This is a genomic window from Ulvibacter antarcticus (assembly GCF_003688405.1).
Taxonomy (GTDB): domain Bacteria; phylum Bacteroidota; class Bacteroidia; order Flavobacteriales; family Flavobacteriaceae; genus Ulvibacter; species Ulvibacter antarcticus.
Genome location: NZ_REFC01000013.1, coordinates 302,566 through 326,939, shown reverse-complemented (window position 1 = coordinate 326,939; position 24,374 = coordinate 302,566). Strand labels below are relative to the sequence as shown.

The 24,374-nt window shown below is 36.1% G+C and carries 26 protein-coding genes; 9 read left to right on the top strand and 17 right to left on the bottom strand.

The features are described 5' to 3' along the window. Positions 1–322: 322 nt before the first annotated feature. From BXY75_RS10370 to hemN, 9 genes are all read left to right on the top strand, one after another. The gene (locus BXY75_RS10370; RefSeq protein WP_121907683.1) at positions 323–1,402 is read left to right on the top strand and encodes a sensor histidine kinase; all 1,080 of its coding nucleotides are present in this window, start codon (positions 323–325) and stop codon (positions 1,400–1,402) included. Positions 1,403–1,418: 16 nt separating this feature from the next. Further along, complete coding sequence (locus tag BXY75_RS10365; RefSeq protein ID WP_121907682.1) at positions 1,419–2,747, top strand: sigma-54-dependent transcriptional regulator; 1,329 nt, start codon at positions 1,419–1,421, stop codon at positions 2,745–2,747. 717 nt (positions 2,748–3,464) lie between these two features. Further along, complete coding sequence (locus tag BXY75_RS10360; RefSeq protein ID WP_121907681.1) at positions 3,465–4,769, top strand: Glu/Leu/Phe/Val family dehydrogenase; 1,305 nt, start codon at positions 3,465–3,467, stop codon at positions 4,767–4,769. A gap of 24 nt (positions 4,770–4,793) precedes the next feature. Next, positions 4,794–5,213 carry a GreA/GreB family elongation factor gene (locus BXY75_RS10355; RefSeq protein WP_121907680.1) on the top strand — a complete coding sequence of 140 codons (420 nt, stop codon included), beginning with the start codon at positions 4,794–4,796 and terminating at the stop codon, positions 5,211–5,213. 9 nt (positions 5,214–5,222) lie between these two features. Further along, a complete protein-coding gene (locus tag BXY75_RS10350; RefSeq protein ID WP_121907679.1) occupies positions 5,223–5,645 on the top strand; it encodes a hypothetical protein in 423 nt (140 codons plus the stop codon). Between the two features lie 16 nt (positions 5,646–5,661). Further along, positions 5,662–6,051, top strand: a complete 390-nt coding sequence (locus tag BXY75_RS10345; protein WP_121907678.1) for a hypothetical protein — start codon at positions 5,662–5,664, stop codon at positions 6,049–6,051. Between the two features lie 12 nt (positions 6,052–6,063). Next, the gene (locus BXY75_RS10340) at positions 6,064–6,906 is read left to right on the top strand and encodes a universal stress protein (protein WP_147437268.1); all 843 of its coding nucleotides are present in this window, start codon (positions 6,064–6,066) and stop codon (positions 6,904–6,906) included. Between the two features lie 16 nt (positions 6,907–6,922). Beyond that, on the top strand, positions 6,923–7,147 hold the full coding sequence (locus BXY75_RS10335; RefSeq protein ID WP_121907676.1) for a hypothetical protein: 225 nt from the start codon (positions 6,923–6,925) through the stop codon (positions 7,145–7,147). Between the two features lie 117 nt (positions 7,148–7,264). Further along, positions 7,265–8,629: an oxygen-independent coproporphyrinogen III oxidase gene (gene hemN, locus BXY75_RS10330; RefSeq protein WP_121907675.1), complete on the top strand. Its 1,365-nt coding sequence runs from the start codon at positions 7,265–7,267 to the stop codon at positions 8,627–8,629. A 41-nt stretch (positions 8,630–8,670) separates the two neighbouring features. Here hemN and BXY75_RS17150 read toward each other — a convergent pair whose 3' ends face one another. The 17 genes from BXY75_RS17150 to BXY75_RS10250 form a co-directional block, all read right to left on the bottom strand. Continuing rightward, a complete protein-coding gene (locus BXY75_RS17150) occupies positions 8,671–8,808 on the bottom strand; it encodes a hypothetical protein (RefSeq protein ID WP_170152878.1) in 138 nt (45 codons plus the stop codon). A gap of 16 nt (positions 8,809–8,824) precedes the next feature. Continuing rightward, the gene (locus BXY75_RS10325; protein WP_121907674.1) at positions 8,825–9,556 is read right to left on the bottom strand and encodes a sulfite exporter TauE/SafE family protein; all 732 of its coding nucleotides are present in this window, start codon (positions 9,554–9,556) and stop codon (positions 8,825–8,827) included. Between the two features lie 2 nt (positions 9,557–9,558). After that, a complete protein-coding gene (locus BXY75_RS10320; protein WP_121907673.1) occupies positions 9,559–10,005 on the bottom strand; it encodes a FixH family protein in 447 nt (148 codons plus the stop codon). Between the two features lie 73 nt (positions 10,006–10,078). Continuing rightward, the gene (gene ccoG, locus BXY75_RS10315) at positions 10,079–11,500 is read right to left on the bottom strand and encodes a cytochrome c oxidase accessory protein CcoG (RefSeq protein WP_121907672.1); all 1,422 of its coding nucleotides are present in this window, start codon (positions 11,498–11,500) and stop codon (positions 10,079–10,081) included. Positions 11,501–11,512: 12 nt separating this feature from the next. Then, the gene (locus BXY75_RS10310; protein WP_121907671.1) at positions 11,513–12,442 is read right to left on the bottom strand and encodes a cbb3-type cytochrome c oxidase N-terminal domain-containing protein; all 930 of its coding nucleotides are present in this window, start codon (positions 12,440–12,442) and stop codon (positions 11,513–11,515) included. Next, positions 12,439–12,627: a CcoQ/FixQ family Cbb3-type cytochrome c oxidase assembly chaperone gene (locus tag BXY75_RS10305; protein ID WP_121907670.1), complete on the bottom strand. Its 189-nt coding sequence runs from the start codon at positions 12,625–12,627 to the stop codon at positions 12,439–12,441. The genes BXY75_RS10310 and BXY75_RS10305 overlap by 4 nt, the downstream gene beginning before the upstream one ends. A gap of 2 nt (positions 12,628–12,629) precedes the next feature. Next, on the bottom strand, positions 12,630–14,831 hold the full coding sequence (gene ccoN / locus BXY75_RS10300) for a cytochrome-c oxidase, cbb3-type subunit I (protein ID WP_121907669.1): 2,202 nt from the start codon (positions 14,829–14,831) through the stop codon (positions 12,630–12,632). Positions 14,832–14,836: 5 nt separating this feature from the next. Continuing rightward, a complete protein-coding gene (gene ccoS / locus BXY75_RS10295; RefSeq protein ID WP_121907668.1) occupies positions 14,837–15,049 on the bottom strand; it encodes a cbb3-type cytochrome oxidase assembly protein CcoS in 213 nt (70 codons plus the stop codon). Positions 15,050–15,122: 73 nt separating this feature from the next. After that, positions 15,123–17,549 (bottom strand): heavy metal translocating P-type ATPase, encoded by a 2,427-nt coding sequence (locus BXY75_RS10290; RefSeq protein ID WP_121907667.1) that lies wholly within the window; start codon positions 17,547–17,549, stop codon positions 15,123–15,125. Positions 17,550–17,633: 84 nt separating this feature from the next. Next, positions 17,634–18,098, bottom strand: coding sequence for a hemerythrin domain-containing protein (locus BXY75_RS10285; RefSeq protein WP_121907666.1), 465 nt, complete (start codon positions 18,096–18,098; stop codon positions 17,634–17,636). A gap of 10 nt (positions 18,099–18,108) precedes the next feature. After that, positions 18,109–18,837: an iron-sulfur cluster repair di-iron protein gene (gene ric, locus BXY75_RS10280; protein ID WP_121907665.1), complete on the bottom strand. Its 729-nt coding sequence runs from the start codon at positions 18,835–18,837 to the stop codon at positions 18,109–18,111. An 18-nt stretch (positions 18,838–18,855) separates the two neighbouring features. Next, positions 18,856–19,323: a hypothetical protein gene (locus BXY75_RS10275; RefSeq protein WP_121907664.1), complete on the bottom strand. Its 468-nt coding sequence runs from the start codon at positions 19,321–19,323 to the stop codon at positions 18,856–18,858. 191 nt (positions 19,324–19,514) lie between these two features. After that, positions 19,515–20,780, bottom strand: coding sequence for an acetyl-CoA hydrolase/transferase family protein (locus BXY75_RS10270; RefSeq protein ID WP_121907663.1), 1,266 nt, complete (start codon positions 20,778–20,780; stop codon positions 19,515–19,517). A gap of 144 nt (positions 20,781–20,924) precedes the next feature. Beyond that, positions 20,925–21,518, bottom strand: coding sequence for a thioredoxin family protein (locus BXY75_RS10265; protein ID WP_245962956.1), 594 nt, complete (start codon positions 21,516–21,518; stop codon positions 20,925–20,927). A 117-nt stretch (positions 21,519–21,635) separates the two neighbouring features. Continuing rightward, positions 21,636–22,418: an ABC transporter permease gene (locus tag BXY75_RS10260; protein ID WP_121907661.1), complete on the bottom strand. Its 783-nt coding sequence runs from the start codon at positions 22,416–22,418 to the stop codon at positions 21,636–21,638. Continuing rightward, positions 22,411–23,121: an ABC transporter ATP-binding protein gene (locus BXY75_RS10255; RefSeq protein ID WP_121907660.1), complete on the bottom strand. Its 711-nt coding sequence runs from the start codon at positions 23,119–23,121 to the stop codon at positions 22,411–22,413. Before BXY75_RS10255 ends, BXY75_RS10260 begins: the two co-directional genes overlap by 8 nt. After that, the gene (locus tag BXY75_RS10250; protein WP_245962965.1) at positions 23,108–24,355 is read right to left on the bottom strand and encodes a nitrous oxide reductase family maturation protein NosD; all 1,248 of its coding nucleotides are present in this window, start codon (positions 24,353–24,355) and stop codon (positions 23,108–23,110) included. The genes BXY75_RS10255 and BXY75_RS10250 overlap by 14 nt, the downstream gene beginning before the upstream one ends. Positions 24,356–24,374: the final 19 nt, after the last annotated feature.

The following is a 24,374-nucleotide window of genomic DNA, read 5'->3' as shown; positions in this document are numbered from 1 at the left end:
GTAATACTTTCCTAAACCCTTCATCCTTCAGGAGTTCCAATGTTGGCGATATCCCTGTAAAATTAGCGGTCTGGAAGGCAAGAATGGCGTTATTTTAACATATTTTATTGAGGCTGAATATACATATTACTTTTGTTTGTAATGAAATATTTCTGAAGTATTGCCAACCATGCAAAATTACCTGAAATGAATTTTAAAATTTAGAATACTTATTTTTTTAGTTAACTTTCCTACAATTAAAAACAAACTTTTAATATCCCTTTGTTGGGTATTATAATTTCTTCGGAAGTGTTTAAAGGTTTTTAAAATAACGAATAATATAATGAGTACTACGAAAGAAGCCTTAAAAGAACGTATTAAAGAGCTCACCTGCCTGTACGAAGTATCTACTATTATTGTAAACGCCGATGTTGATGGAATGGAGGGAACTATACTTGCTATTGCAAAGAGTTTGAAAAAAGGGCTACAATTTCCTAAGAATACCAACGTAGCAATAAAAACACTTAATCATGAGTATGAAACAGGAACTATAAGTGACCATAGATGTATTACTTCTGATATTCTCGTTTTTAACAAATTTGGAGGTAATATTAAAGCATCTCTTAACAATGATCAGTATACATTTCTAAAAGAAGAACAACCATTACTCGATAACGTTGCCTTAAAACTGGGCAACCTATTAGAGCGTATTGAAATTCAGAAAAACGAAACTTCACTGAAAAGACAAATGGAACGGGCAGACCGCTTGGGTATCTTGGGTGAGATTACTGCCGGTATCGCACACGAATTAAATACGCCACTCGCAAACATTCTGGGGTTTGCTGAACTATTAAAAGACGATTTAAAAAACAATGAACGGAGTTCTGAAGACCTTGAAAAGATTATTCAAAATGCAATTTTCTCGAGAGAAGTGGTTAAAAAATTAATGTTCTTTGCATGTGAAATGCCACAGGAAATGGAGGAAGTCAATATTGTGCCAAGTATTAAAAATGCTATTGCCCTACTCGATGCGTCCTTCAAAAAAGCCAAAGTAAAATATATAGTGAAGATTGAAGATGAAGTACTTTTGTTGCGCGCTGATATGATTCAACTAACTCAGATCATTTTTAATTTGATTATTAATGCTGTCTATTTTTCTCCGAAGAATGGATTGGTGACCATCGAAGCATTTCAATCTAAAAATCATATCGTATTAAAAATTTCGGACCAAGGTACAGGTCTTTCTGATGAAGCCTTAGAGAAAGTCTTTCAACCTTTTTTTACAACAAAACCTACTGGTGATGGTTCTGGATTAGGCTTAAGTGTAGTACATGGGATAGTCGCAAGTCACAACGGTACCATAGTGGCAGAAAACAACTTAAAAAAAGGAGCAACTTTTACCGTAAAACTCCCCAAATCTTAATTACTTTGTAGCAGCTATGCAACTAAAAAAGGAGAACATATTAATTGTCGACGATGATATAAATATATTAGAATTGTTACAACGCCACCTGCAGTCATGGAACTATCATACCTATAAGGCAGTATCTGTAAAAGAAGCAGTTCAAATCTTACGAGATACAAGGATTGATCTGCTCATTACCGATTTAAAAATGCCGGAGATTGACGGTTCTGAATTAATAAAATTTGCTTCAGAACATTATCCTCAGCTCCCTAAACTTGTAGTCACAGGTTATCCGTCCGTTCAGGATTCTCTTTCTGCAATAAAGTCGGGTGTTGTAGATTATCTTACCAAACCCTTCACTAAAGATGAATTAAAATCTGCAATTGACAAATCAATATCAGTTTCCGAGGAGAAAAGTAAAAAGACCACAAATACTTCCGAAGAAAAAAATAAAGCTTATGGTGATATCATCGGAAATTCAGAAAAAATAAACGATGTAATACAAATCATAGAACGAGTAAAAGATAATAAAGCGACTATATTTATTAAAGGAGAAAGTGGTACCGGAAAAGAATTGGTAGCCCGTGCGATTCATTATCAAGGTAAGTTTTCAAGAGCTCCCTTTATCGCTGTTAACTGTGGTGGTATCCCTGAAAATTTACTAGAATCTGAGTTATTTGGTTACACCAAAGGGGCTTTCACAGGTGCTGAAAAAGATCGAAATGGATTTTTTCAAGCGGCCAATGGAGGTACTATTTTTCTGGATGAAATTGGAAATGCATCCACCTCTGTACAGTCAAGGTTACTAAGAGTGCTGCAAGAAAAAGAAGTTGTAAAAGTAGGAGCTCAAAAAGCGGAAAAAATCGACCTTCGTATCATCGCCGCTACAAATAGTGACCTAAAGGAAATGATTAAAAAGGAAACCTTAAGGGAAGATTTATTTTATAGACTTACGGTGGTTGAAATCAACGTAGCACCATTACGCGAACGAAAAGAAGATATTCCTTTATTAGTGGATAAATTTCTATTTAAATATGGTGTTGAATACAAAGATCGTTTTATTAAAATAAGTCCTGACGCTTTAGCTATTTTGCAACGATACGATTGGCCGGGAAATATTCGCGAACTTGAAAACGTGATCCAACGTGCCGTAATAATGTGCGACAAGCTAATTGAGATTGAACATCTTCCGGAATCTTTAAAGTTCAATATTGATTTTCCTAAAGACCAACTTTTACCTTTGAAAGAAATAGAGAAACAATATATTCAAAGAGTTCTCAACCTCACAAATAATAACAAAACAAAAGCTGCCGAGATTCTAGGAATAGATCGTAAAACAATCCGCCAAAAACTCTCAGAATAATCTTTTTATAATGGTACATTTTACCTCAACCGGGTAATAAAGTCCCAATCTGCAACTTCATAATATTTACTCATAATACTCAGGAACCCTTCAACAGTAAGGGTTTTCGCTTTATAGGATGTTTTTTGGCATCTATTGGCACACACATTGCCTTTTGGTATATAAAACTATAACAGTGTATTATGAAAGCAAATCCATTTAACATATGTCCTTCCTGCATTCATAGGGAAACATGTGTGTTAACCGATCAAAAAAGTCAAGTATGGTCGTGCAGCGATTATGGAGAAGTAGCGACTGAAGTTACTTCTCAACCTGTACCAACAATAAAAATACATGAAAATCGCCAGACAGAAATTGTCATGGCTTAAACAGTTTAAATCCTAAAGCAATGATTTTTAATAATTTAGTCACATTCCTAAAAGAAAAAAATGAAAAGCGAACCAAGTTGAGTTTTATTACAGTACGTATGAGCCCATACAGGTTTGCAAACAGACGCCATATCAGAAATAGAGGCTTAATTAATAATCCTTTTTAAAAGTAATAACATGAATTCACAATCAATCTTTAATAGTAAGGCTCAAGAAAAGTCTGAAGTCAGTCAAAGAAGAAATAAATATATAATTGAAAAGTACTGGGAGAGAAGTATCACCAAACGTCTTTTCAATTAACATAACAGAAATTAATAACTAAAAGATATCCACATAAGTGGCAATAATTATGGCAACAATAACAGCAGAATTGAATAACAAAACCAAAAAGAAACCGGTAAAAGGTATGATGGATAATGTGATGGAGCAATTTAACAGTGCTGCAGATCAAGTTAATTTACATCCTAATATCCGAAAGATACTTAGTATTACTAACAATGAGATCATAGTTCATTTTCCGGTAAAAATGGATAATGGAGAGGTTGAAATTTTCACTGGTTATAGAGTACAACATAATAACGCATTGGGACCTTACAAAGGAGGATTGCGTTATCATCCTACAGTAGATATCGATGCCGCTAGAGCACTTGCTATGTGGATGACCTGGAAGACCTCATTGGCCGGATTACCTTATGGTGGTGGAAAAGGAGGAATTCAGTTAGATCCTTCAATATATTCTGAAGGGGAACTAGAAAGAATTACACGTAGATTCACTTTTGCGTTAGCAGATAATATTGGTCCGGAACATGACATTCCTGCGCCGGATGTTAACACAAATAGCCAAACTATGGCATGGATAGCCGATACTTATATGAGTACTCGTCCACCAGCCGAACGTACTGCTAATCAGCATGTAGTTACTGGAAAACCTGATGGTAGTGGTGGTTTGGAAGGTCGTGATCGCGCTACGGGTTACGGCGTGTTTTTAAATATAAAATTTTGGGCGGAGAAAAATAATGAATCCCTTTTCGATAAAAAATTTATTGTTCAAGGCTTCGGAAATGTTGGATATTGGGCCTCTCATTTCCTGGAAAAGGAAGGAGCAAAATTAGTAGCAGTACAGGATGCATCTGGTAGTATACAGAACCAAAACGGTATAAAAGTAGAAGATCTTTTAAATTTCAGTAAATCGAATAATGGTCATATTCATGCTTTTCCAGAAGCTTCCTCTTTAAGTAACAATGAATTCTTTGCAACAGAATGCGATATCTGCATTCCAGCAGCATTGGGGAATCAAATCACTAAAGAAAATGCACGAGACATAAAAGCGCGTTTAATTGCTGAAGGTGCCAATGGACCAACAAATGTAGAAGGTGAGAAAATTTTATTAAAACGTGGGATTTCAATTATTCCAGACATTTTATGTAATTCGGGAGGTGTAGTAGGAAGTTATTTTGAATGGCTACAAAACCGCAACGGTGAGCTATGGCAATTAGATGAAGTAATAGCTAAGCTTGACAAAAAAATGAAAGAATCCTTCAATAAGGTCTATGAATATTCTGAAAGAGAAGGAATGGACCTGCGTACTGCGGCCTATTGTATTGCCATAAAACGCATTGAAAAAGCATATATACAAAGAGGAATTTTCCCTTAATGAGAATACTAAAATTAATATAAGATGAAATACGGTAGTTTAATCATAGAAAAAAAAGAGTATGTGTTTTTAAAACGCATACTCAATATCTCTGGCTATGCTGAAGATTTTGAAGTGCAAAAATCTTTACAACGTCTGAGTGAGGAATTAAAAAGTGCTCAGATTTTAAATGAAGATGAAATGCCAGATGATATCATTCGATTTAACAGTAAGATAATGGTGTATTCTGAAAAAGGTTGGGAGAAATCAATGCAATTAGTGATCCCATCAGACAAAGATTTTAAGCAGGATAAAATTTCGGTGCTTACACCTATGGGAGCTGCCCTATTTGGATATTCAGAAGGAGATACTGTGGTATGGAATTTTCCCGCCGGCGTACAAGAAATAAAAATTGTCGCTGTAACACAAGATAACAGACACAAAAAGCTCGATATGTCAATTTAAATTATAAAAATGGAAACCTTGCAAACAGAAATTTACGATCACGATTCAGACCTTGATGTAACACATAAAATAAACTCAATTGAGTTGGATAATTGGATTAATCATTTAAAGTATATCAATAAAGAGTTGACTAATCTTATCGGCCTTTGTGGAGAAGACTTGAGTAACAAGTTAAACGATGAGACCATACTAGAGAAATTTAAAAAGAAAGATGTTGAGAACGACAATCTACTTAACGCTCTTTTTAATTATACAACATCCAGAAGGGATATTGTAGAATGTGAGGATACCGAATGTGACATGGTTTACATCACTGAACACGAAAGTTATAGAAGAAGTTATTTATATCATTTGGATAAATACAGAAGATTAAAAGATGAGTTTTTCGATAAAGTTCAAGGTAATTTAATATTGCGAAATTTAACAGCTTAAATAAACATAGTCACTATTGAACACCGAACTAACGTACAAAATTGATGCCCAGAGAAGATTATGTATCAAGAAAGATCTAATCGAATTAAGCCAATGGATCGATATGCATACAGCAATTAATAATGAGTTAAACCAATTAAGACTAATTGAAAAACAATTATTAAAAAATGGTGCTATTGATACTAATCTTCAAGGGTTACGAAGAAAGAACGCTTTGATATTGGGAATGCTATGTAAATATGACCAAGAACTTAATACAGAATATGAATACGGAAAAAAGGTATACGATAATGAAAGGGCAAAAATGCATGAGAAAAAACGGAGCGTTCATATAGCGTTAATTCATGAATTCAGTCTACTCAAAACAACGATCTATAATCAATTATTAAAATACCATCGCCGATAAAAATTATCTAAATTGAAAAATATATTAATTCCTATCAATTTTAAATCTAATAGCCACGATGCTATTAATTATGCTGTAAATTTCTTTCAACAAGAGAAATGTAACTTTTTCCTTCTCAATACATTTAGTTATGAATCTGTAGGCATGAACGCTATTCATCTGCTTCATTCAGATGATGATTGGTTTACAACACCTAAGTGCGATTCAGAAATTAGTCTAGGCAGAGTTATTCAGAAATACACTATCAATAGTGAAAATGACAAGCATCGTTTCAATGCTATTTCAGAATGTTCAGATTTAATAGAAGGAATAAAAAAGGCTATTAAGGAAATTAATATTGATATGGTTATAATTCCTGGTCAAAAACAGATTGGAAGGGCTTCCGATAAATACAGTAGAAACACAAAACGAATCCTAGAAAACATTCGGGAATGTCCGGTCATGATCATTCCTTCATCAGCCCAATTACAGCTAAATCCTGAGTTCGTTTTAGTGTCAAGTTTTGAAGATAAACTCCCCTTTTTAGAACTCGAAAATTGGTATGAACTGGTGCAAATTGTAAAAGGAAATGTTAAGATAATTGCGCTTTCCGCAAAAGACAATATGACCGATAATCAAAAATCGAATCGAAATCATCTCCTGAGCCTCTTAGAAATTCTTTCTAAAAATTCGGTATCTATAGAATATCTGGAAACGTCACAAGACTTAAGGAATTTTGCCAATTATCATTCAGATTATATTATTTGCTTGATAGATCGCAAACCGGATTTTTGGAGAAAATTTGGCTTAACCAATTCACAAGTCACGAATTTAGGACCTCTTAAACGAACACCGTTAATAGCATTACATCATTAAATTAAAGTTAAAAACCATGGATATTTTAAAGGAAGCAAGCAGTTTTGAAAAGGAGAAAATGAATAATATGTCCAGTAGCGACCGTGTTGTGGCATCTCGTAAGGCAAAAGAGTTTATTTTAAGTATTAATAAAATTTACAAAGAGAGCAAAGACCCATATCTTATGAACCTTATGAAACGTCTCACAATCAAAAAAAAGAAAATTGAAGGTAGATTAAAAATGCGACGGGAATTTATTTAAGCTTCAAAAGATTTATTGCTTCATATTAGCTTTCTTCGATTATCATCTTCGAAACTGATCAATATCATATTTTAGAAGTAGTTTAGGCTTTATTTTTGCCTATAAACGGCATCTAAGATGAAGGACAAGCTTATTGATAAATACAATATTCCCGGGCCACGATACACAAGTTATCCAACGGTCCCTTACTGGGATATCAACAGTTTTTCATTAAAAAGTTGGAAAGCAACGCTGAAAAGAAGTTTTGATGAAAGTAATTCTTCCGAAGGGATAAGCTTATATATCCATCTACCATTTTGTGAGAGTTTGTGTACTTTTTGTGGCTGTAATAAACGAATCACCAAGAATCATAAGGTAGAAACTCCATACATCCAATCTGTGGTGATGGAGCTTAAAATGTACCGCGAATTACTTGGACAGAAAATTATAGTAAAAGAACTTCATCTAGGTGGTGGTACTCCTACCTTTTTTTCTTCGGAAAATCTTGCATTTTTATTGAATGGGATCTTCAGAAATGCAGTAAAAGCAAAGGATGCATCCTTAAGTTTTGAAGGACACCCAAATAATACAACAGCAGAACATTTGAAACTTTTGGCAAGCTTCGGATTTAACCGTGTGAGCTATGGCGTACAAGATTATAACGAAGAAGTTCAGCAAGCAATTCACAGAATTCAGCCGTTCGAAAATGTAAAAAAAGTTACCGAAAACGCCCGTTTAGAGGGGTATACTTCGGTGGGACACGACATTATCTTCGGACTCCCTTTTCAGAAAAAAGAACATATTATCTACACCATCGAACGCACCAAAGAGCTAAGGCCAGATCGTATTGCATTCTATAGTTATGCACATGTTCCGTGGATCAAAGGCAACGGACAACGCGGATTCAAAGAAGCGGATCTTCCAACGGCTTCAGAAAAAAGGGAACAATACGAATTAGGTAAGAAAATGTTATTAGAAGCTGATTATGTAGAAATTGGAATGGATCATTTTGCCCTTAAAACCGATTCTCTTTACAAATCACTTCAGAATAAAACCCTACACCGTAATTTTATGGGATATTCAGACTCCAAAACACAAATGATGCTAGGTTTGGGAGTATCGGCGATTAGTGGTAGTTGGTACAGTTTCGCACAAAACGTGAAAAATGTTGAAGAATATCAAGACCTGGTTCAGCAAGGAATATTACCTGTCTATCGAGGACATATCCTTTCAGAAGAAGATCTCATTATACGACGACACATTCTCAATTTAATGTGTACGCTTCAAACATCTTGGGAAAAAGCAAATCAACGTTTCGTAGAATTGCCTGAAGTACTATTGAAACTAGAAGAAATGGAGACTGACGAGCTTATAACCCTAATTCCAAATGGAATAACAATCACTGAAAAAGGACGTCCTTTTGTTAGGAATATCTGCATGGCATTCGATCTTCTTTTGCAGCGTAACAAACCAAATACTCAATTGTTTTCAATGACGATCTAGTCTAACAAAAAGCTTTTTCGGACTTAAAATACGGAATAAAATTACTCCTCATTTTTCTTCTTATCTGAGTTCATTAAATTAAGTACTACTAAAACGAGAATTACACATACCACGGCGAAAACGCCAATGAGAGCGGCTCCCATGCCCCAGTCTACTAATGAAAAATTGTTCTGTATCATATCTTAAGTGTTACGTTTAATTATTAAGTTTTGATTCATCAGAAACCGAATGACATTCGTATGAAGTAGTTACTTCTTGTTCTATCGATTTAGGTGAAATATATGGAATTCCGAGTCCTAAGCCACGAAGTATAAAAAGACAGCCTATTAATAAAGCGAACACAGGAACTGCCTGGCGTATTCGTTGACGGATTTGTGTGTTTAAAAAATTACCGAGATATACCGCCGCCGTCATTAAGGGAATCGTCCCTATTCCAAATAGCGCCATATATAAACTCCCTTTCCATGCACTTACTGCAGCCAATGAACCGAAAACGGCCATATAAACGAGTCCGCAAGGCAAAAATCCATTTAAGAAACCTATGGTTAAAAACGTATCTGGCGACTTTTTTTTTAATTCTTTTCCCAGAGCATTTTTTATTTTTGAAACTCCTTTATAAATGGGTCGGGAAAAATTATAACGATTAAAAACACGCGTGGGAATAAGGACAACTAAGATCATCAAAACACCAACTAAGACCGAAAGTTGCTGTTGCAGTCCGAAGATATTAAGACTTTTACCGATAAGTCCGAACAGTAAACCAATGATACTATAAGCACATATTCTTCCGAAGTGATACAGAAATATCTGCAACAGTTTCTTAAACTTATTCTCACGATCCACCGGTAACATAAAGGCAATAGGGCCGCACATCCCAACGCAGTGGAAACTTCCTAATAGACCAAAAACCAGTGCAGACCAAAGCATAATTAATACAAAATGGATTCTTTATACATATAGTTCTTTTCGTTTAATTTCCATTCGACGGTAATGTTCCAGCGGCCGTCCAGCAAGCGCTCGTTAGGTATAAGCAAATTTACGTCGGATAGTTTCATCGGGAATTGAAAATCCAACTGCTTGTTCGACGGCCTATAAAGGAACACTGTTCCATCAATTGTACTATTTCGCAACTCATCAGGAAAAGTGAGTAACCATCCCGCCTCCGTTTTTTTACCGTAAATTTTTCGGGTAAAATCGCTTAGGTTTTCTTCTGCATCAATTTCTGTTTGATATGCTAACTCTTTTTGATAGTATTCTTCTACCACCAAATCGTGACTAAATTCATCCTGCGTTGTCATCTTTATCACCATAAAAAGTATAAAAGACATAAATAAAACAATGGCAATCACAATCCCTGTTCCCCAGTTAATTTTCATAGTTCTATCATTTTCAAATTCCTATTTCTTTCTTTTTACGTCTTACTTCTTTCTTCTTTTCTCTTTCTTCTTCTCACCTATAACTCCTTGGCCCCATGAAAGTAACTGAAGTAGTTTCTATCAATTTTTCGTCACTATAAATTCCGATTTGCACTTTGGCTTTATCATCTTCCAGTGCAGCCTGGTTTATTTCTATAAATAATGTTCCTTCGGCAGATGTTTGTCCTTCTATCCCGAATTGATCATGAGACACCAACTTAATGGTCCCTTTATGAGATTCCAGCTTAAAGTGAATATTCTCAATTTTTTCTGAGGTTTTATTCACCATTTTATAGGTAAACACATTACTAATAATGTTCTCACCTTTGTGCTCATACAATTGCCCAGGCAGCCTTAATATTCTGGTTTCAACATCATTCCGAAGAAATAACATCCCAATTAAGACGCCAATGAGAATTACTAAAACGGAAGTATACCCCTTCAATCGAGGTGTAAATTTGAATTTTTCTTTCTTTTCGATTTCCTCTTCACTCGCATATCGAATTAATCCCTTCGGAAGGTTCACCGACTCCATGATGTGATCGCAGGCATCGATACATGCGGTGCAATTCACACATTCTAATTGAGTTCCGTTTCGAATATCAATTCCCGTTGGACAAACCTGTACGCATTGAAAACAATCAATACAATCGCCTTTGCCCAGTTCCTCACGATTTTCATTCTTTTTAAATTTAGAACGTCCTTCTTCCCTTTCTCCCCGCTTGTGATCGTATGCCACAATTATGGATTTATTATCTAAAAGTACACCCTGAAGTCTTCCATACGGACAAGCTATTATGCATACTTGTTCTCTAAACCAAGCGAAAATGAAGTAAAACACCGCCGTAAAGACTAATAAAGATACGAGAGTGGACCAATGACTAAAAGGTTCGCGAAAGATATACTGTATCAATCGGTCACTGCCAATTATATATGCAAGGAAGACGTTGGCAATTAAAAAGGAAATGATGAAAAAAACGATCCATTTTAGAACTCTTTTTCTGATTTTTTCTGAATTCCATGGCATTTTAGCCAATCGTATTTGTTTTCCACGATCGCCGTCTATCCAATATTCTATTCTTCGGAAAACCATTTCCATAAAAATAGTCTGCGGACAAATCCATCCACAAAAGATTCTTCCGAAGGCTGCCGTAAAAAAAACAACGAACACGACACTAATGAGCATCATGATAACGAAGATGTAAAAATCCTGTGGCCAGAAAGGAAATCCGAATAAATTGAAACGGCGCTCCAAAATATTGAACATAAAAAACTGATTACCATTCAACTTAATAAAAGGAGAGGCAAACAGAATGATAAGCAAGACATAGCTTACATACTTTCGATACTCATAAAATTTTCCGGAAGGTTTTTTGGGGAATACCCACGCACGTTTACCCTCCTTATCGATGGTGCCAATAGTATCTCTAAATTGCTCATTTTCTGGAGTTTCCAATAATCTCTTATTTTATTGTTTGGTTCCTTCGTTTAAATCCTCTATCACAGGAATCTCATTTGCAGCTTCGTCTACCCATAATTCCCCTTCAGCTTCCTTGGGTTCTGCTGGGGTGGTTCCTTTAAAAGTCAAAAGATAACTAGCAACTTGCGCCATTTCACTTGGTTTTAGATCCGATTTCCATGAAACCATTCCTTTTCCATCTCTTCCACCTTCAGAAATAGTATTAAACACATTCTTTATACCGCCACCAAGTATCCAATAATTATCAGTTAGATTAGGACCTATTCCCCCGCCTCCATCTGCCTTATGACAAGCGATACAATTTTCAGCAAACACGGCTTTTCCGGCATTGATATCGGAAGCATCCGTTAATAATTCTACAGTATTTATATCGATAAGATCTTTTGCTGTTTTTTTGTATTCTTCAATCTGAATTTTTGCTTCAGCTAATTCATTTTCATATTCTTGAGTTTGACTTACACCATCAAATACATGGTAGCGAAGCATATAAACGAAGGCGAAAACAATTGAAGCATAGAACATATATTTCCACCATGGCGGTAAGGTATTGTCTAGTTCACGAATCCCATCGTAATTATGGTCCAGAACGATCTCTTCCTCACTCTCCATAGGTTTGGAGCCTAACATTCTTATATAAACAGTTTTTATTCCTGCAAAACGATTCTTTTCGCGAAGAGCTTCAGCTTCAACAAATCGCGCTTTTGCATCTCCTTTAAGTCCTGCAAATAATATTCTTTTTAAGGCTTCGGAAATAACCTCGATCGCCATTGCAAAGAGTAATAAGCCTAATAAAACCATCCATAGTATTGGATATTCAATAATGGCCCATTTTCCTTCCGAAGCGACCAAAAATTCCAAAAAGATAAATGCTATTATCATAAACGCACTAATGCGTAAAAAAGAAGTCACTGTTCTCATACCTTTTCGTTGTTTTCATTAGACTCGAATGGAATATTACTCACCTCCTTAATATGCTCTTTTGTAGCGGTAAAAACCCACCAGAATAGCACTACAAAAAAGATGAAAAATATAAGTAAGGAGATAATGGGGTAAATCTCTACTCCGTCGATCTGTTCTAGGTTTCCTTTTATAAATTTTAGCATAATTAGTCGTTTTGAGCTGATGCTTCCTCAGCGTTCTTAACTTTAATATCCGTTCCCATACGCTGTAAATAAGCGATCATAGCAACGATCTCTCGGTTCTTCATTTCAATAAATTCTTCACCATTTTCTACTGCATAATTTTTATCTGCTTCATAGGTCTTTACAAAATCCGGATCGCTATAAAGGTTTTGTTCTATTTTCGTTCCTTGTGCAGTCATATGGGCCTGTGCTCCATCGATCTCTTCCTGAGAATAAGGCACACCAAGTGTAGCCAAAGCCCTCATTTTCTTTTCGGTGAGGGATTTGTCCAATTCTGAAGTAATCAACCACGCATAAGAAGGCATAATAGAACCAGTGGAGGTACTTTGCGGATCGTACATATGATTTAAATGCCAGTTATCGCTATACTTACCTCCTATTCTATGTAAATCGGGACCAGTTCGCTTACTACCCCATAAAAAAGGATGATCGTACACATATTCTCCAGCCTTCGAATATTCACCATAGCGTTCCACTTCACTTCTAAACGGACGTACCATTTGAGAGTGACAGGAAACACATCCTTCCCGAATGTAAATATCCCTACCTTCGAGCTCTAAAGGCGTATAGGGTTTTACACTTGAAATCACAGGGACATAATCATCTACAATCAATGAAGGGATTATTTGCACGGCACCTCCTATCAAAATAGCGATCGTAGCAAAAATGGTGAGCTTTACCGGTCTTCTTTCTAACCAGGTATGATATCCTTCCTTGCTAGTTCTACTTTTTGTTATTTTAGTCAAAGGGGCTGCTTCAGCGAGTTCATCACTCACCTTAGTACCTTGTCTTGCCGTTTGGATAATATTGTAAAGCGCCATAAAAGCACCTAGGATAAACATACTTCCTCCTATGGCACGCATCCAGTACATTGGCATGATTTCCGTAACCGTTTCAAGGAAGTTTCCGTATGTTAATGTTCCATCGGGATTAAATTGTTTCCACATAAAAGCTTGAACGAATCCTGCAACATACATTGGAAGGGCGTACATAATTATTCCTAAGGTACCGATCCAGAAATGCGCATTCGCCAGTTTTACCGACCATAATTTAGTTTTGAATAATTTTGGAACCATCCAATAGATCATTCCGAAGGTTAAAAACCCATTCCACGCTAATGCTCCAACGTGAACGTGAGCAATAATCCAATCTGTAAAGTGAGCAATTGCATTTACATTTTTTAGAGACAGCATTGGTCCTTCGAAAGTTGCCATTCCATAACCTGTAATAGCCACTACCATGAATTTCAAAACAGGATCGGTTCGAACTTTATCCCATGCTCCCCTTAGCGTAAGTAGACCATTGATCATTCCTCCCCAGGAAGGTGCCAGCAGCATAATTGAAAATGCGACACCAAGATTTTGCGCCCATTCCGGTAATGCGGTATATAATAAATGGTGTGGCCCGGCCCATATATAAATAAAGATAAGGGACCAAAAGTGTACAATGGATAATTTATAAGAGTATACCGGTCGATTGGCTGCTTTGGGCACAAAGTAGTACATGAGACCTAAAAACGGAGTTGTTAAAAAGAATGCTACTGCATTATGACCGTACCACCATTGTACCAACGCATCCTGAACTCCAGCGTAAGCCGAATAACTTTTGAGCGCGCTTACCGGTATTTCGACACTATTAATGATATGCAATACTGCTACGGTGACAAATGTCGCCAGATAGAACCATATTGCAACATATAAATGTCGTTGTCTTCTCTTTAAAATAGTCCCAATGAGATTCGCTCCAAACGCAACCCATACAAGTGCAATCGCAATATCGAACGGCCATTCTAATTCTGCATATTCTTTGGAAGTGGTATAACCTAAAGGTAAGGTAATTGCTGCTCCAACGATAATCGCCTGCCAGGCCCAGAAATTAAATTTACTCAGCCAATCTTTCCACATCCTGGCTTTTAGCAAACGCTGACTGGAATAATAAACTCCGGCAAAAATCGCATTCCCTACAAAGGCAAAAATCACTGCATTCGTATGCAATGGGCGTAATCGTCCAAAACTTAGCCACGGTATTCGATCGGTTAGATTAGGAAATATGAACAAAAAAGCGAGTAGTAGTCCGACGCTCATTCCTATTAAACCCCAAAACATGGTAGCATATAGGAACTTTTTAACAATCTTATTGTCGTAGTAGAATTTTTCGACTTCCATAAATATTAAGATTTCTTATTGGTGTTGATTTTAGTGTTTTCTATTTTTTCTGAAGAGTTTACGGGCTTTTCTCGCACAATTTCGTCATCAAACAACATCCGCACTGATGGAGTGTAAGTGTCGTCGTATTGTCCTTTTTTTACCGAATATATAAATGCTATAAAGAAGATAATCGCTACAATTACGCTCACTCCAAGTAATAAATATATAATGCTCATTGGTTATTAATTAAAGCGGTAAATGTAATATTGGTCCGAATTTTAGAATATGACATATATCAGTTTTAGTAAATTAGAATCGTTTTAAACTGCGGCTACTTAGTTGTGTTGCCAGTGTTGTAAATACTACGACGCTTATAGAACTTAACGGCATTAAAATAGCAGCGATCACCGGTTGCAAATGCCCTGTTACCGCAAATGAAAGTCCGATAAGATTGTATAAAAGCGAAAGCATGAAACTCCATCGAATGATCTCAATCCCTCGTTTCGAAATACGGAAAAAGTCTGGAATTGATTTAAATTCTGAAGCCTCCAGTATTCCATCACAGGCTGGAGAAAAAACATTCGTATTCTCTGAGATCGCAATACCGACATCACTTTGTTTTAAGGCTCCGGCATCATTGAGCCCATCACCCACCATCATCACTTTCTTGCCTTTTTTCTGAAGAGATTTTATGAAATGTAATTTATCCTCCGGTTTTTTATTAAAATGCATTTGAGTATCCTTCGGAAGTAATTCATTTAACAACTCCTTTTCACCTTCGTTATCACCGGAAAGTACAATTACCTCTTTCGTTTTTGAAAGTAATTCGATTACTTCCGAGAGGTCATCACGATATACATTATTAAAGAGATAACATCCTTTGTATTGTTGATTACTACTAATATGAACCTTAGTACCAGTATTCGGAACAACCTGCTCAACTAATTCTTGACTTTGAACATTCACATAATCATACGAACCTATTTTCATACTATTATTATGGAAACTTGCCGATATACCCTTACCAACTACCTCTTCAAATTCATCGAGGACTTGGATATTATTATTCGACAATATTTTAGATAGGGCGCGACTTAGTGGGTGATTTGAAGCTCGCAGGGAATTTGTAAGAAGTTCTTTTTCTTCTTCGGAAAGAGATACGCCTTCATAACGTATTTGCTGCTTTTTGTGAGTAGTAAGCGTTCCGGTTTTATCAAATACAATGGTATCCACTTTAGCGATTTCTTCAATAACTGAAGCATCTTTTAAATACAATTTATGTTTTCCAAATATTCGAAGTATGTTTCCTAAAGTAAAAGGTGATGCCAATGCAATGGCACATGGACATGCCACAATTAGTACAGCTGTAAAAACATTAAAGGCCTTCGTTGGGTCCACAACTAACCAAAAAAGTGTTGCAACAAATGCGATTGAAAGCACCCCAATTGTAAAGCGTTTACTGATACTATTTGTTAATGACTCGAAGACGCTTGACTTTTCCTTATTAAAAACCGAATTACTCCAAAGCTGTGTCAAATAACTTTGCTCTACAGCACTTAATACCTCAACTTCCAAAATTCCAGCCTGTTGTTTCCCGCCGGCAAATAGTGTGTCTCCGCTCATTTTTTCTACAGGAATTGCCTCACCGGTTACAAAACTATAATCGATTAGCCCATTACCTTTTAAGAGAATTGCGTCCACCGGAATAATTTCATTGTTGCGAATGAGAAGTCGATCGCCTTTAACAATCTTGTAAACTTCAGCTTGTTCTTCGGTTACCAATCCTTCAGAAGTTTTAAGAATTCGAGTAACCGCGATTGGAAAGTAGGATTTATAATCTCGTTCGAATGACAAATAAGAGTAAGTTTTTTGTTGGAAAAATTTTCCGAGGAGCAAAAAGAAAACCAATCCACAAAGACTATCGAAAAAACCCGAACCCCAATCAAAAGCAATATCTAAAGTACTTCGAAGAAACAATACAGCAATCCCGATAGCGATTGGAAGATCTATATTTAAAAATCCGGTTTGCAGCCCATTTAACGCGGCTTTAAAATAATCGCGGCCTGAATAAAAGACAACGGGTAACGAAAAAGCAAACATCAGCCATCGAAACAGTGGTTTAAACTGAACCATCCACAAATCTTCAACAACCGAATTGCTACTATACAAATCAAAGTATTCGGGGAAGGAAAGAAACATCACATTCCCAAAAGCGAAGCCGGCGACTCCTAATTTATAGATGAGACTCCTATCGTATTTCTTGTTCTTTTTTTCTGAATCTTCTAAGGAGATATATGGTTCATATCCTAATTTAGTAATAAGTAGCACCAGTTCTTTTAACGAAATCCTTTCCGAAGCATACGTTATCTGGACCCTCTTTTCAGGAAAATTTACCTGTGAAACAGTGATGGCATCATTGATTTTATTAAGATTTTCTAACACCCAAATACAGGAGCTGCAATGTATGGATGGAATAACGAAAGAGGCAATCTGTGTGTTGTTGTCGTTAAAATCTAATAGCTTCTCAACTATTTCTTTATTATCTAGAAAATCGTATTTCCCTTCTACAGTTTGAGGAGATATTCCTGGTCTATTTTCAAGCTCGTAATAGTATGAGAGGTCGTTATCGTTTAAAATATCGAAAACAGTTCTGCATCCCGCGCAACAAAAAGACTTATCCTGGTGTTCAATTGTAGAATTTGTACAATCATCACCACAATGGAAACAACTTACCATACATAAAATTTGCTCATAATACCTGAAGCAAAGGTTGTGATTGACAAGCCCTTAAAAAATGACATTTATCAGTTCCCTAATTTTCTAAACCCAAAACGGATCCTTATACTCTGGTTTAGAAACATCATGAGAATGAATGTCTTCAATCTTTTGAAGCTGATCGTTACTTGCTACTTTTTGTATCTCATTGAATAAAATTCGCTCTTCAAACCGTATATGAGCTTGTAGTTCTTCTTCAAGAATGCTTAAGCTTCGTTCTGGGTCTTCCGTCTCATTGAACAAACGTTCTAAACGGCGATGCTCCTTTAGAGCGCGTTTAATCAAGAGATTATCCCCGCCTAAAACAGGGAAAATATGTTTTTCCTCCATAGTAAAGTGCGGTTTAATTTCAGTTTTAAAAAACCAATTGGAATACTCTTTCATACGTTCTATTGAGCTACCATTAGCAAAGCCCTTGCGTATTTTCCAGGAATACAGCAATCCGAAATGGTGTTGCCTACTCAAGGGCCTTAATGCTTCATGGCGCTTTATGGGCTTATTTTTCTCCAAATTGAAAGGTTTAGTTGTTTTCTAACTTTTCTTCCAATCGAAGCGCTCCTGGAAACAGTATATTATTTTCCAAATGGATATGTCTATGAAGGTCCGATTCAAATTCCTGAAGTAATGAAAATGTAACTCGATAGGTATTACAAGCGTCTGCTGGAGGAGTATATTTTGAACTTAACGTCTCAATATGTCGAAATCTATCCCCTTCGGTATCATGTTCTGCCATCATAGATTGAATTGGATTTTTGACGCTTCCAAAATGATTCTCAGGAAGGCGTATTTTTGTTCTTTCTGCTTGTACCATACGCCTAACCGCCGGAAATAAAATAAGCTCTTCCTTTTTCATATGAGAGGCAAGTTCTGATGCACTCGCTTTAAACTGAAAGTCAATTTCGAATAATTCAGGGTGGTTATTTCCATGTACACGACACAGTTTCTCAAGATATTGTTTTAACACAGGGATTTGCTCTTCCACATATCGATGATGCTTCTTTTCGATATAATCTGCCAATAAATCCAAAGGCCATGATTTATAATCGACTGCTTCGTCATTTTTTGTATTCTTAATGGTTTCGATTTCGCTTACCAATTCATCTACCGTCAAATTGCTGCTTATAGCAACCTCTTCAAGATTTCGGTTGCCATTACAACAGAAATCGATGTTGTGATTTTTAAAAACCTGAGCCATCCGATAGTCTTCTGCTACAATTTGCCCAACTGATTTATTTAATACATTTTCCATAATTTTATTTTTAATATTTTAAAATTCTGTTTCAGAAATACGTTTGTGATTCAAAAGTTTTGAACCGAAGTAAAAAAGATAACTTACCTTCATAATCTCCATAATAACATAATAGATATGAAGGTTTGATTTCGCTAACTCTTGTCCTTTTATTACCAATTCGGCTCTAAGATCTAAAGCGGGTAAAAGCCAGAAAGTCTGTGCCAATAGTAAAACTAATACAATAATAAGCGGTGTTAAGCGCAACCTGTACTGTACGTTACCATTTAAGATAATATTACCAATGACAAGTACTATCAACACCCATTCTATTTTGTTTAGCGCGTTAAAGACCAATCTTCCTATTCCTAAACCGAGTTCGACTGTAATTCCGGGAGCTCTAAATTTTAGCCAGGCTTCCATAAAACTAATCGCTCCTAAAAAGCCAATCCAAAGAAAAACTGAAGCAAGCGCCACCGGATATTTAATCGAACCTGTCGTATACATTTAAAGCAAAGCTAGAACTAATTTCACCTTTGATTTATGATATGAATCATATAGAAATGATATTTTATATTTTCCTTTCTGAACATTCTCAATTTATAGAAGTGCTTGAGAATTTGGCATAAAAAAACTTCAGAAAAGAGACAATTGATTAATTGTCTTTTAGACTTCTAACAGCATTTACTAATCGATATTTACTGAAAGCGTTTTCGGGCTTCTATTTCCAAAATTTCCCTATGATCCGGATGGGCTATTGAGATAAGTGCCTTTGCACGTTGTTCTAAACTCTTTCCGAATAGATTCACAACCCCATATTCTGTAATTACATAATGTACATGGGCTTGTGTTGTTGTAACGCTTGCGCCTGGCTTCAAGAAAGGTGTGATCTTCGAAAACCCCTTAGAAGTAATCGAGGGCATCGCAATTATTGGTTTACCGTTTTCAGAAAGTGAGGCGCCACGAATGAAATCCATTTGCCCTCCAACTCCCGAATATTGATAAGCTCCAATGGAATCTGCGCAAACCTGTCCGGTGAGATCGATTTCAATCGCACTATTAATAGCAGTCACTTTTGGATTCTGTCTAATAATCGCTGTGTCGTTGGTATATCCAGCTTCTTTGAAGTGAACAATGGGATTATCATCCACAAAATCATACAACTTTTGGGTTCCCATGGCAAAACAGGTAACGATCTTTCCTGTTTTTATTACTTTCTCTTCTCCGGTAATAATTCCTTTTTCGACAAGTGGTAAAATACCATCACTGAACATTTCGGTATGAATACCTAATCGCTTGTGATTTGTAAGGTTGCTCAACACCGCGTTTGGAATATTACCAATACCCATTTGTAAAGTTGCGCCATCTTCAATTAGACTGGCGACGTGCTTTCCAATGGTTTTCTCGATTGGTGTTGGTTCGGTTAGAATTGAAAAATGGATGGGAGTATAAATTTCCACACCATAGGTGATGTTGCTACTATGTATAATTCCATCACCATGCGTTCTGGGCACTTTCGGATTAATAAGTGCGATCACTTTTTTCGCGGTTTGTATTGCCGGCAAGGTTATATCTACTGAAACTCCCAACGAACAATAACCGTGCTTATCTGGGGGAGAAACTTGAATGAATGCAACATCTAATGGTAGAATTTTTCTTCTAAACAACCAATGAATTTCACTTAAAAAAACAGGGATATAATCGCCTTTATGCGACGCTACACCTTCCCTTACATTCGCACCTACAAAGCAACTGTTGAGCTGGAAAGCGTTGTAGTATGGAGCTCGTGTATACTTGGCATCCCCATGTGTATGAATTTGAACAATTTCAACATTTTCAAGCTCATTGTACCGATCACAAAGTGTGTCTATAAGAAGATTCGGAGTCATGGCGGCTCCCTGAAAAAATACGCGATTACCCGATTTTACAACTGATACGGCCTCTTGAGCAGATACTATTTTCATTATTTTTATTTTTGTATATGGTTGAGAATTCTCTCTGTTTTTTAAATCACCTTAATTAGATTTTGAAAAACAGAATGTAAAGAAGACAATGACTCATTTTAAGATATGAATCATGCAGCGCAGCGGTCTTGATTCGTGGATCTTTTATGCCTTTACTTCCATAGTCTCCAAAATATCATTGACAATTGAAATCCCTTTATCGTTATTATACCAAACCTGGAGCATTTCTTTTATAGTCGAATCAATTTTGCCGTGTTTAACTTTATAATCGTTAATCAGTTTCGTCGCCGCTTTGGAGCGAGGTCCCCAAGTTTGAAAAACATTCATAGAATCATCCAACATGATAACAATGGGAATTGACTGTGAACCATTTGTTAAAAATGCATCCATCAATACCGGGTTTTCATCGCGAAGCACAATTTTTAGGTCAATATTTTCAGAAAGTTGTGCCATCTTATTCAAAAACGGAAGTGATTGTGCAGCGTCTCCACACCATGCTTCGGTGATTACCAACCAAGTTTGTGGAGTATCTATATTTTGAAAAGCTAATTTAGCCTCTTCAGAAAGCACCGCGGTTTTATCTAGACGTTTAGTTCGACTCAGGTTTAACTTGGTAAAATCAATTTTTACATCGGTTTGTTCGTCGCCGGTGGTTCTTCCTTGTGAAACCAATTCTTTAACCATATGGTTATATTCTGAATAACTTAAAGCTTTGCTTATATATTTTTTAAAATTCATTTGCATTTAAAATTAAATTTTGTTTAAACTTGGTAACAAAAGTACCGGAATACTTACAGTAACTAAAAGTATCTTAACAATGCCGATTTCATTCGACATAGACAGCTTCAGAAGAGACTAAAAATCCTTCTTCTTTGCCTTTCGATATATAAAATAGGTAGGGACTAACACCCAAATAACCAACATTATAGATGATATCACAATTCCGAAGTTGGTCCCAAAGAATTTTTGAAAAACCGCTCCCGTATATCCTAATAAGGCCGAAATATCAAGTTTCAACAGTATAAGTACTCTGGAAAGATCGATCGGATTTGCCATCGTGGCTATGAGAGAAAATTTATCCAGCGGATATTCTTCAAAAGCGATTAATGACATTAGAAAAACACCATCATAAATCACAGCCATAAACAACCATAACAAAATTGCATATCCGAAACCCTTGATTTTATTTTCATTGGAAAGCGCAATATTATAAGCCAACGCAGTGAAAATTAAGGTTAGAAAAGCACCGGTGACGAGCAACAACGTAAATTCACTCATCGCAGCAGAATTGAAGATCCCGTAAAACGCGAAAGGCAAACCAAGTCCAACGACGAGGCTCAGTGTTAGTGATAGCGCGACTCCGAGGTACTGACCTAGAAAAATGGATGATCGTTTTACCGGTTGTGCCAAAAGTAATTCAGTGAACTCTTTAGAATTATAATAATACATGACTCCGAAAATGGTCCCGATTAATGGCACTAGAACGATAATTACATTCATTAAAGTAATCACAGCCTTGGAGAGATCATTATTTAGAAACAACAACACTGTTCCCAGCATTAAATAGAAGGCAAAATAGACGTAACTCCAACGACTTCGGAGTAGGTCATAACAACTATATTTTAGGATTTTAAGCATAACTTTTTTGTAAAATTGAAGCGATTGCGTGTTCAAAGTCTTCCTGTCCGGTCTTTGATTTTAGTTCTGAAATGCTTCCTTTAAAATATATTTTTCCTTCAAGAATAAAGACGATATCATTGGTTACTTGCTCCACAAAACTCATAATGTGAGAGGTAATTAATATGGTTTTTCCTTTTTCCTTTTCTGAATTGATTAATTCCTTCAAACGCAAAAGAGATATAGGATCCAAGCCGGAAGTAGGTTCGTCAAGTATAAGTAAAGGACTATCAGACATAAACGCAAGAACTATATTCACCTTTTGTTTAGTACCACCCGAAAGATTGCCCAATTTTTTCTTCAAATAGGGAGCTAATTTAAACACCTCAATTAACTCCTTGTCCTTTGCCGTTTTTATCACGCGAAGATCTTTAATCATGTTAATCAGCTCTTCTACACTCAAATTTGAAGGAAAGTTGGCAATTTGCGGTAAATAATCGATATTTCTTCGGTATTCTTCACTCTTTCCGATAGGATAATCATTTATATTAATAGTTCCAGAATCGGGAATCACCATCCCTAAAATACATTTAATAAGGGTAGTCTTCCCAGAACCATTTGGTCCAAGAACTGCGAAAATCCCACCAGTTTCAATGTCAAGATCAACACCTTGAAGCACCTGATTCTTACCGAATTTTTTATATAAGTTTTTAATTTGAATCATAGGAAATTCTTTTCATTTGTGGCTGATTGTCCATTAGTTCGGCAGGTGTAAATACAGGAGATACTTTTTCAGAAAAATCTATAATATCTATAAACAAACTACGTAAGAGTATAATTGCTTCCGGAGTTCGATTTACTATATAAGAAAACAGTTTCACCGGACGGTAAGGAACATCTCCTATACCATCTTTGTCAAGGTCATAACCGGAGTAATTACTCCAATAATTCGATTTAAATATGTTGTCGTTTATATTGCTATTGTAAGAAATGTCGAAAGAATTATACAGAAAATTATTCTTCTCAAAATGATTGCCATAACAGGCTCCTCTTACCTTCATAGCCCAACCATTTCCAATAAAATCGTTGTTACGATACATAATTCGATTTGTACCTTCAATATTGATTCCGACCGTATTGGCTTCAAAAGTATTTCCTACAATTTCCGCATCGTTAATCTCTTTCAGCAGCATTCCGAAGGAAGCCGTACCCCAATTATTTTTGAAAGTGTTGTTATACATTTTTATATGCTTGGAGAACATGACAGCCACGCCGGCACCATTGTTTTCAAAGACATTATCTTCATAAAGATCGTGATTGGAAAACATAAAATGAAGTCCGTAGCGCACATTATTTGTACTTATATTTTTCCTTATTGTTATATTATCTGAAAACTCCAAATAGATTCCGTCGCGCACATGCTGCACGATATTCTGTTCAACTACTACATTTTTACAATACCAGAGTTGAATCCCATTTCCTGAATTAAATTCTTCTACTGCGTCCCCAATGATCTTATTATGAAAGACTCGGCCGTTGTTAGATTTTTCGAGGTAAATTCCGAAGAAAAGCTTTTCTAAAACTACGTTCTGAATTAAAAAATTTTCACTTTTTACGACTCGAATTGCTGCAAAATCTGAGGTATAACTAGTTCCGACATTTATGATAAAGAGACCATCAATTGTTACATTATCCGAATAAATCGTTATAATTTCTCCTTTATCCTCACCGTCTATTACCGGATAGTTTTCACCTAAAAGCGTTAGGGGTTTGTCGATCCTGATATTAATTTCTTTATAGGTTCCTTTCTTGATCAAAATGGTATCAAAATCCTTGGCGCTTAGCACTGCCTCCTGAATGTTCGTAAATTCACAGTTCTTACAGACAATGATTGTTTCAGCAAGCAAAGCAGTATGAAGAAAGAGTACAAAAAGTGTTATAATATGTCGACTGTTTATTTTCAAAGAAGTAAATTAT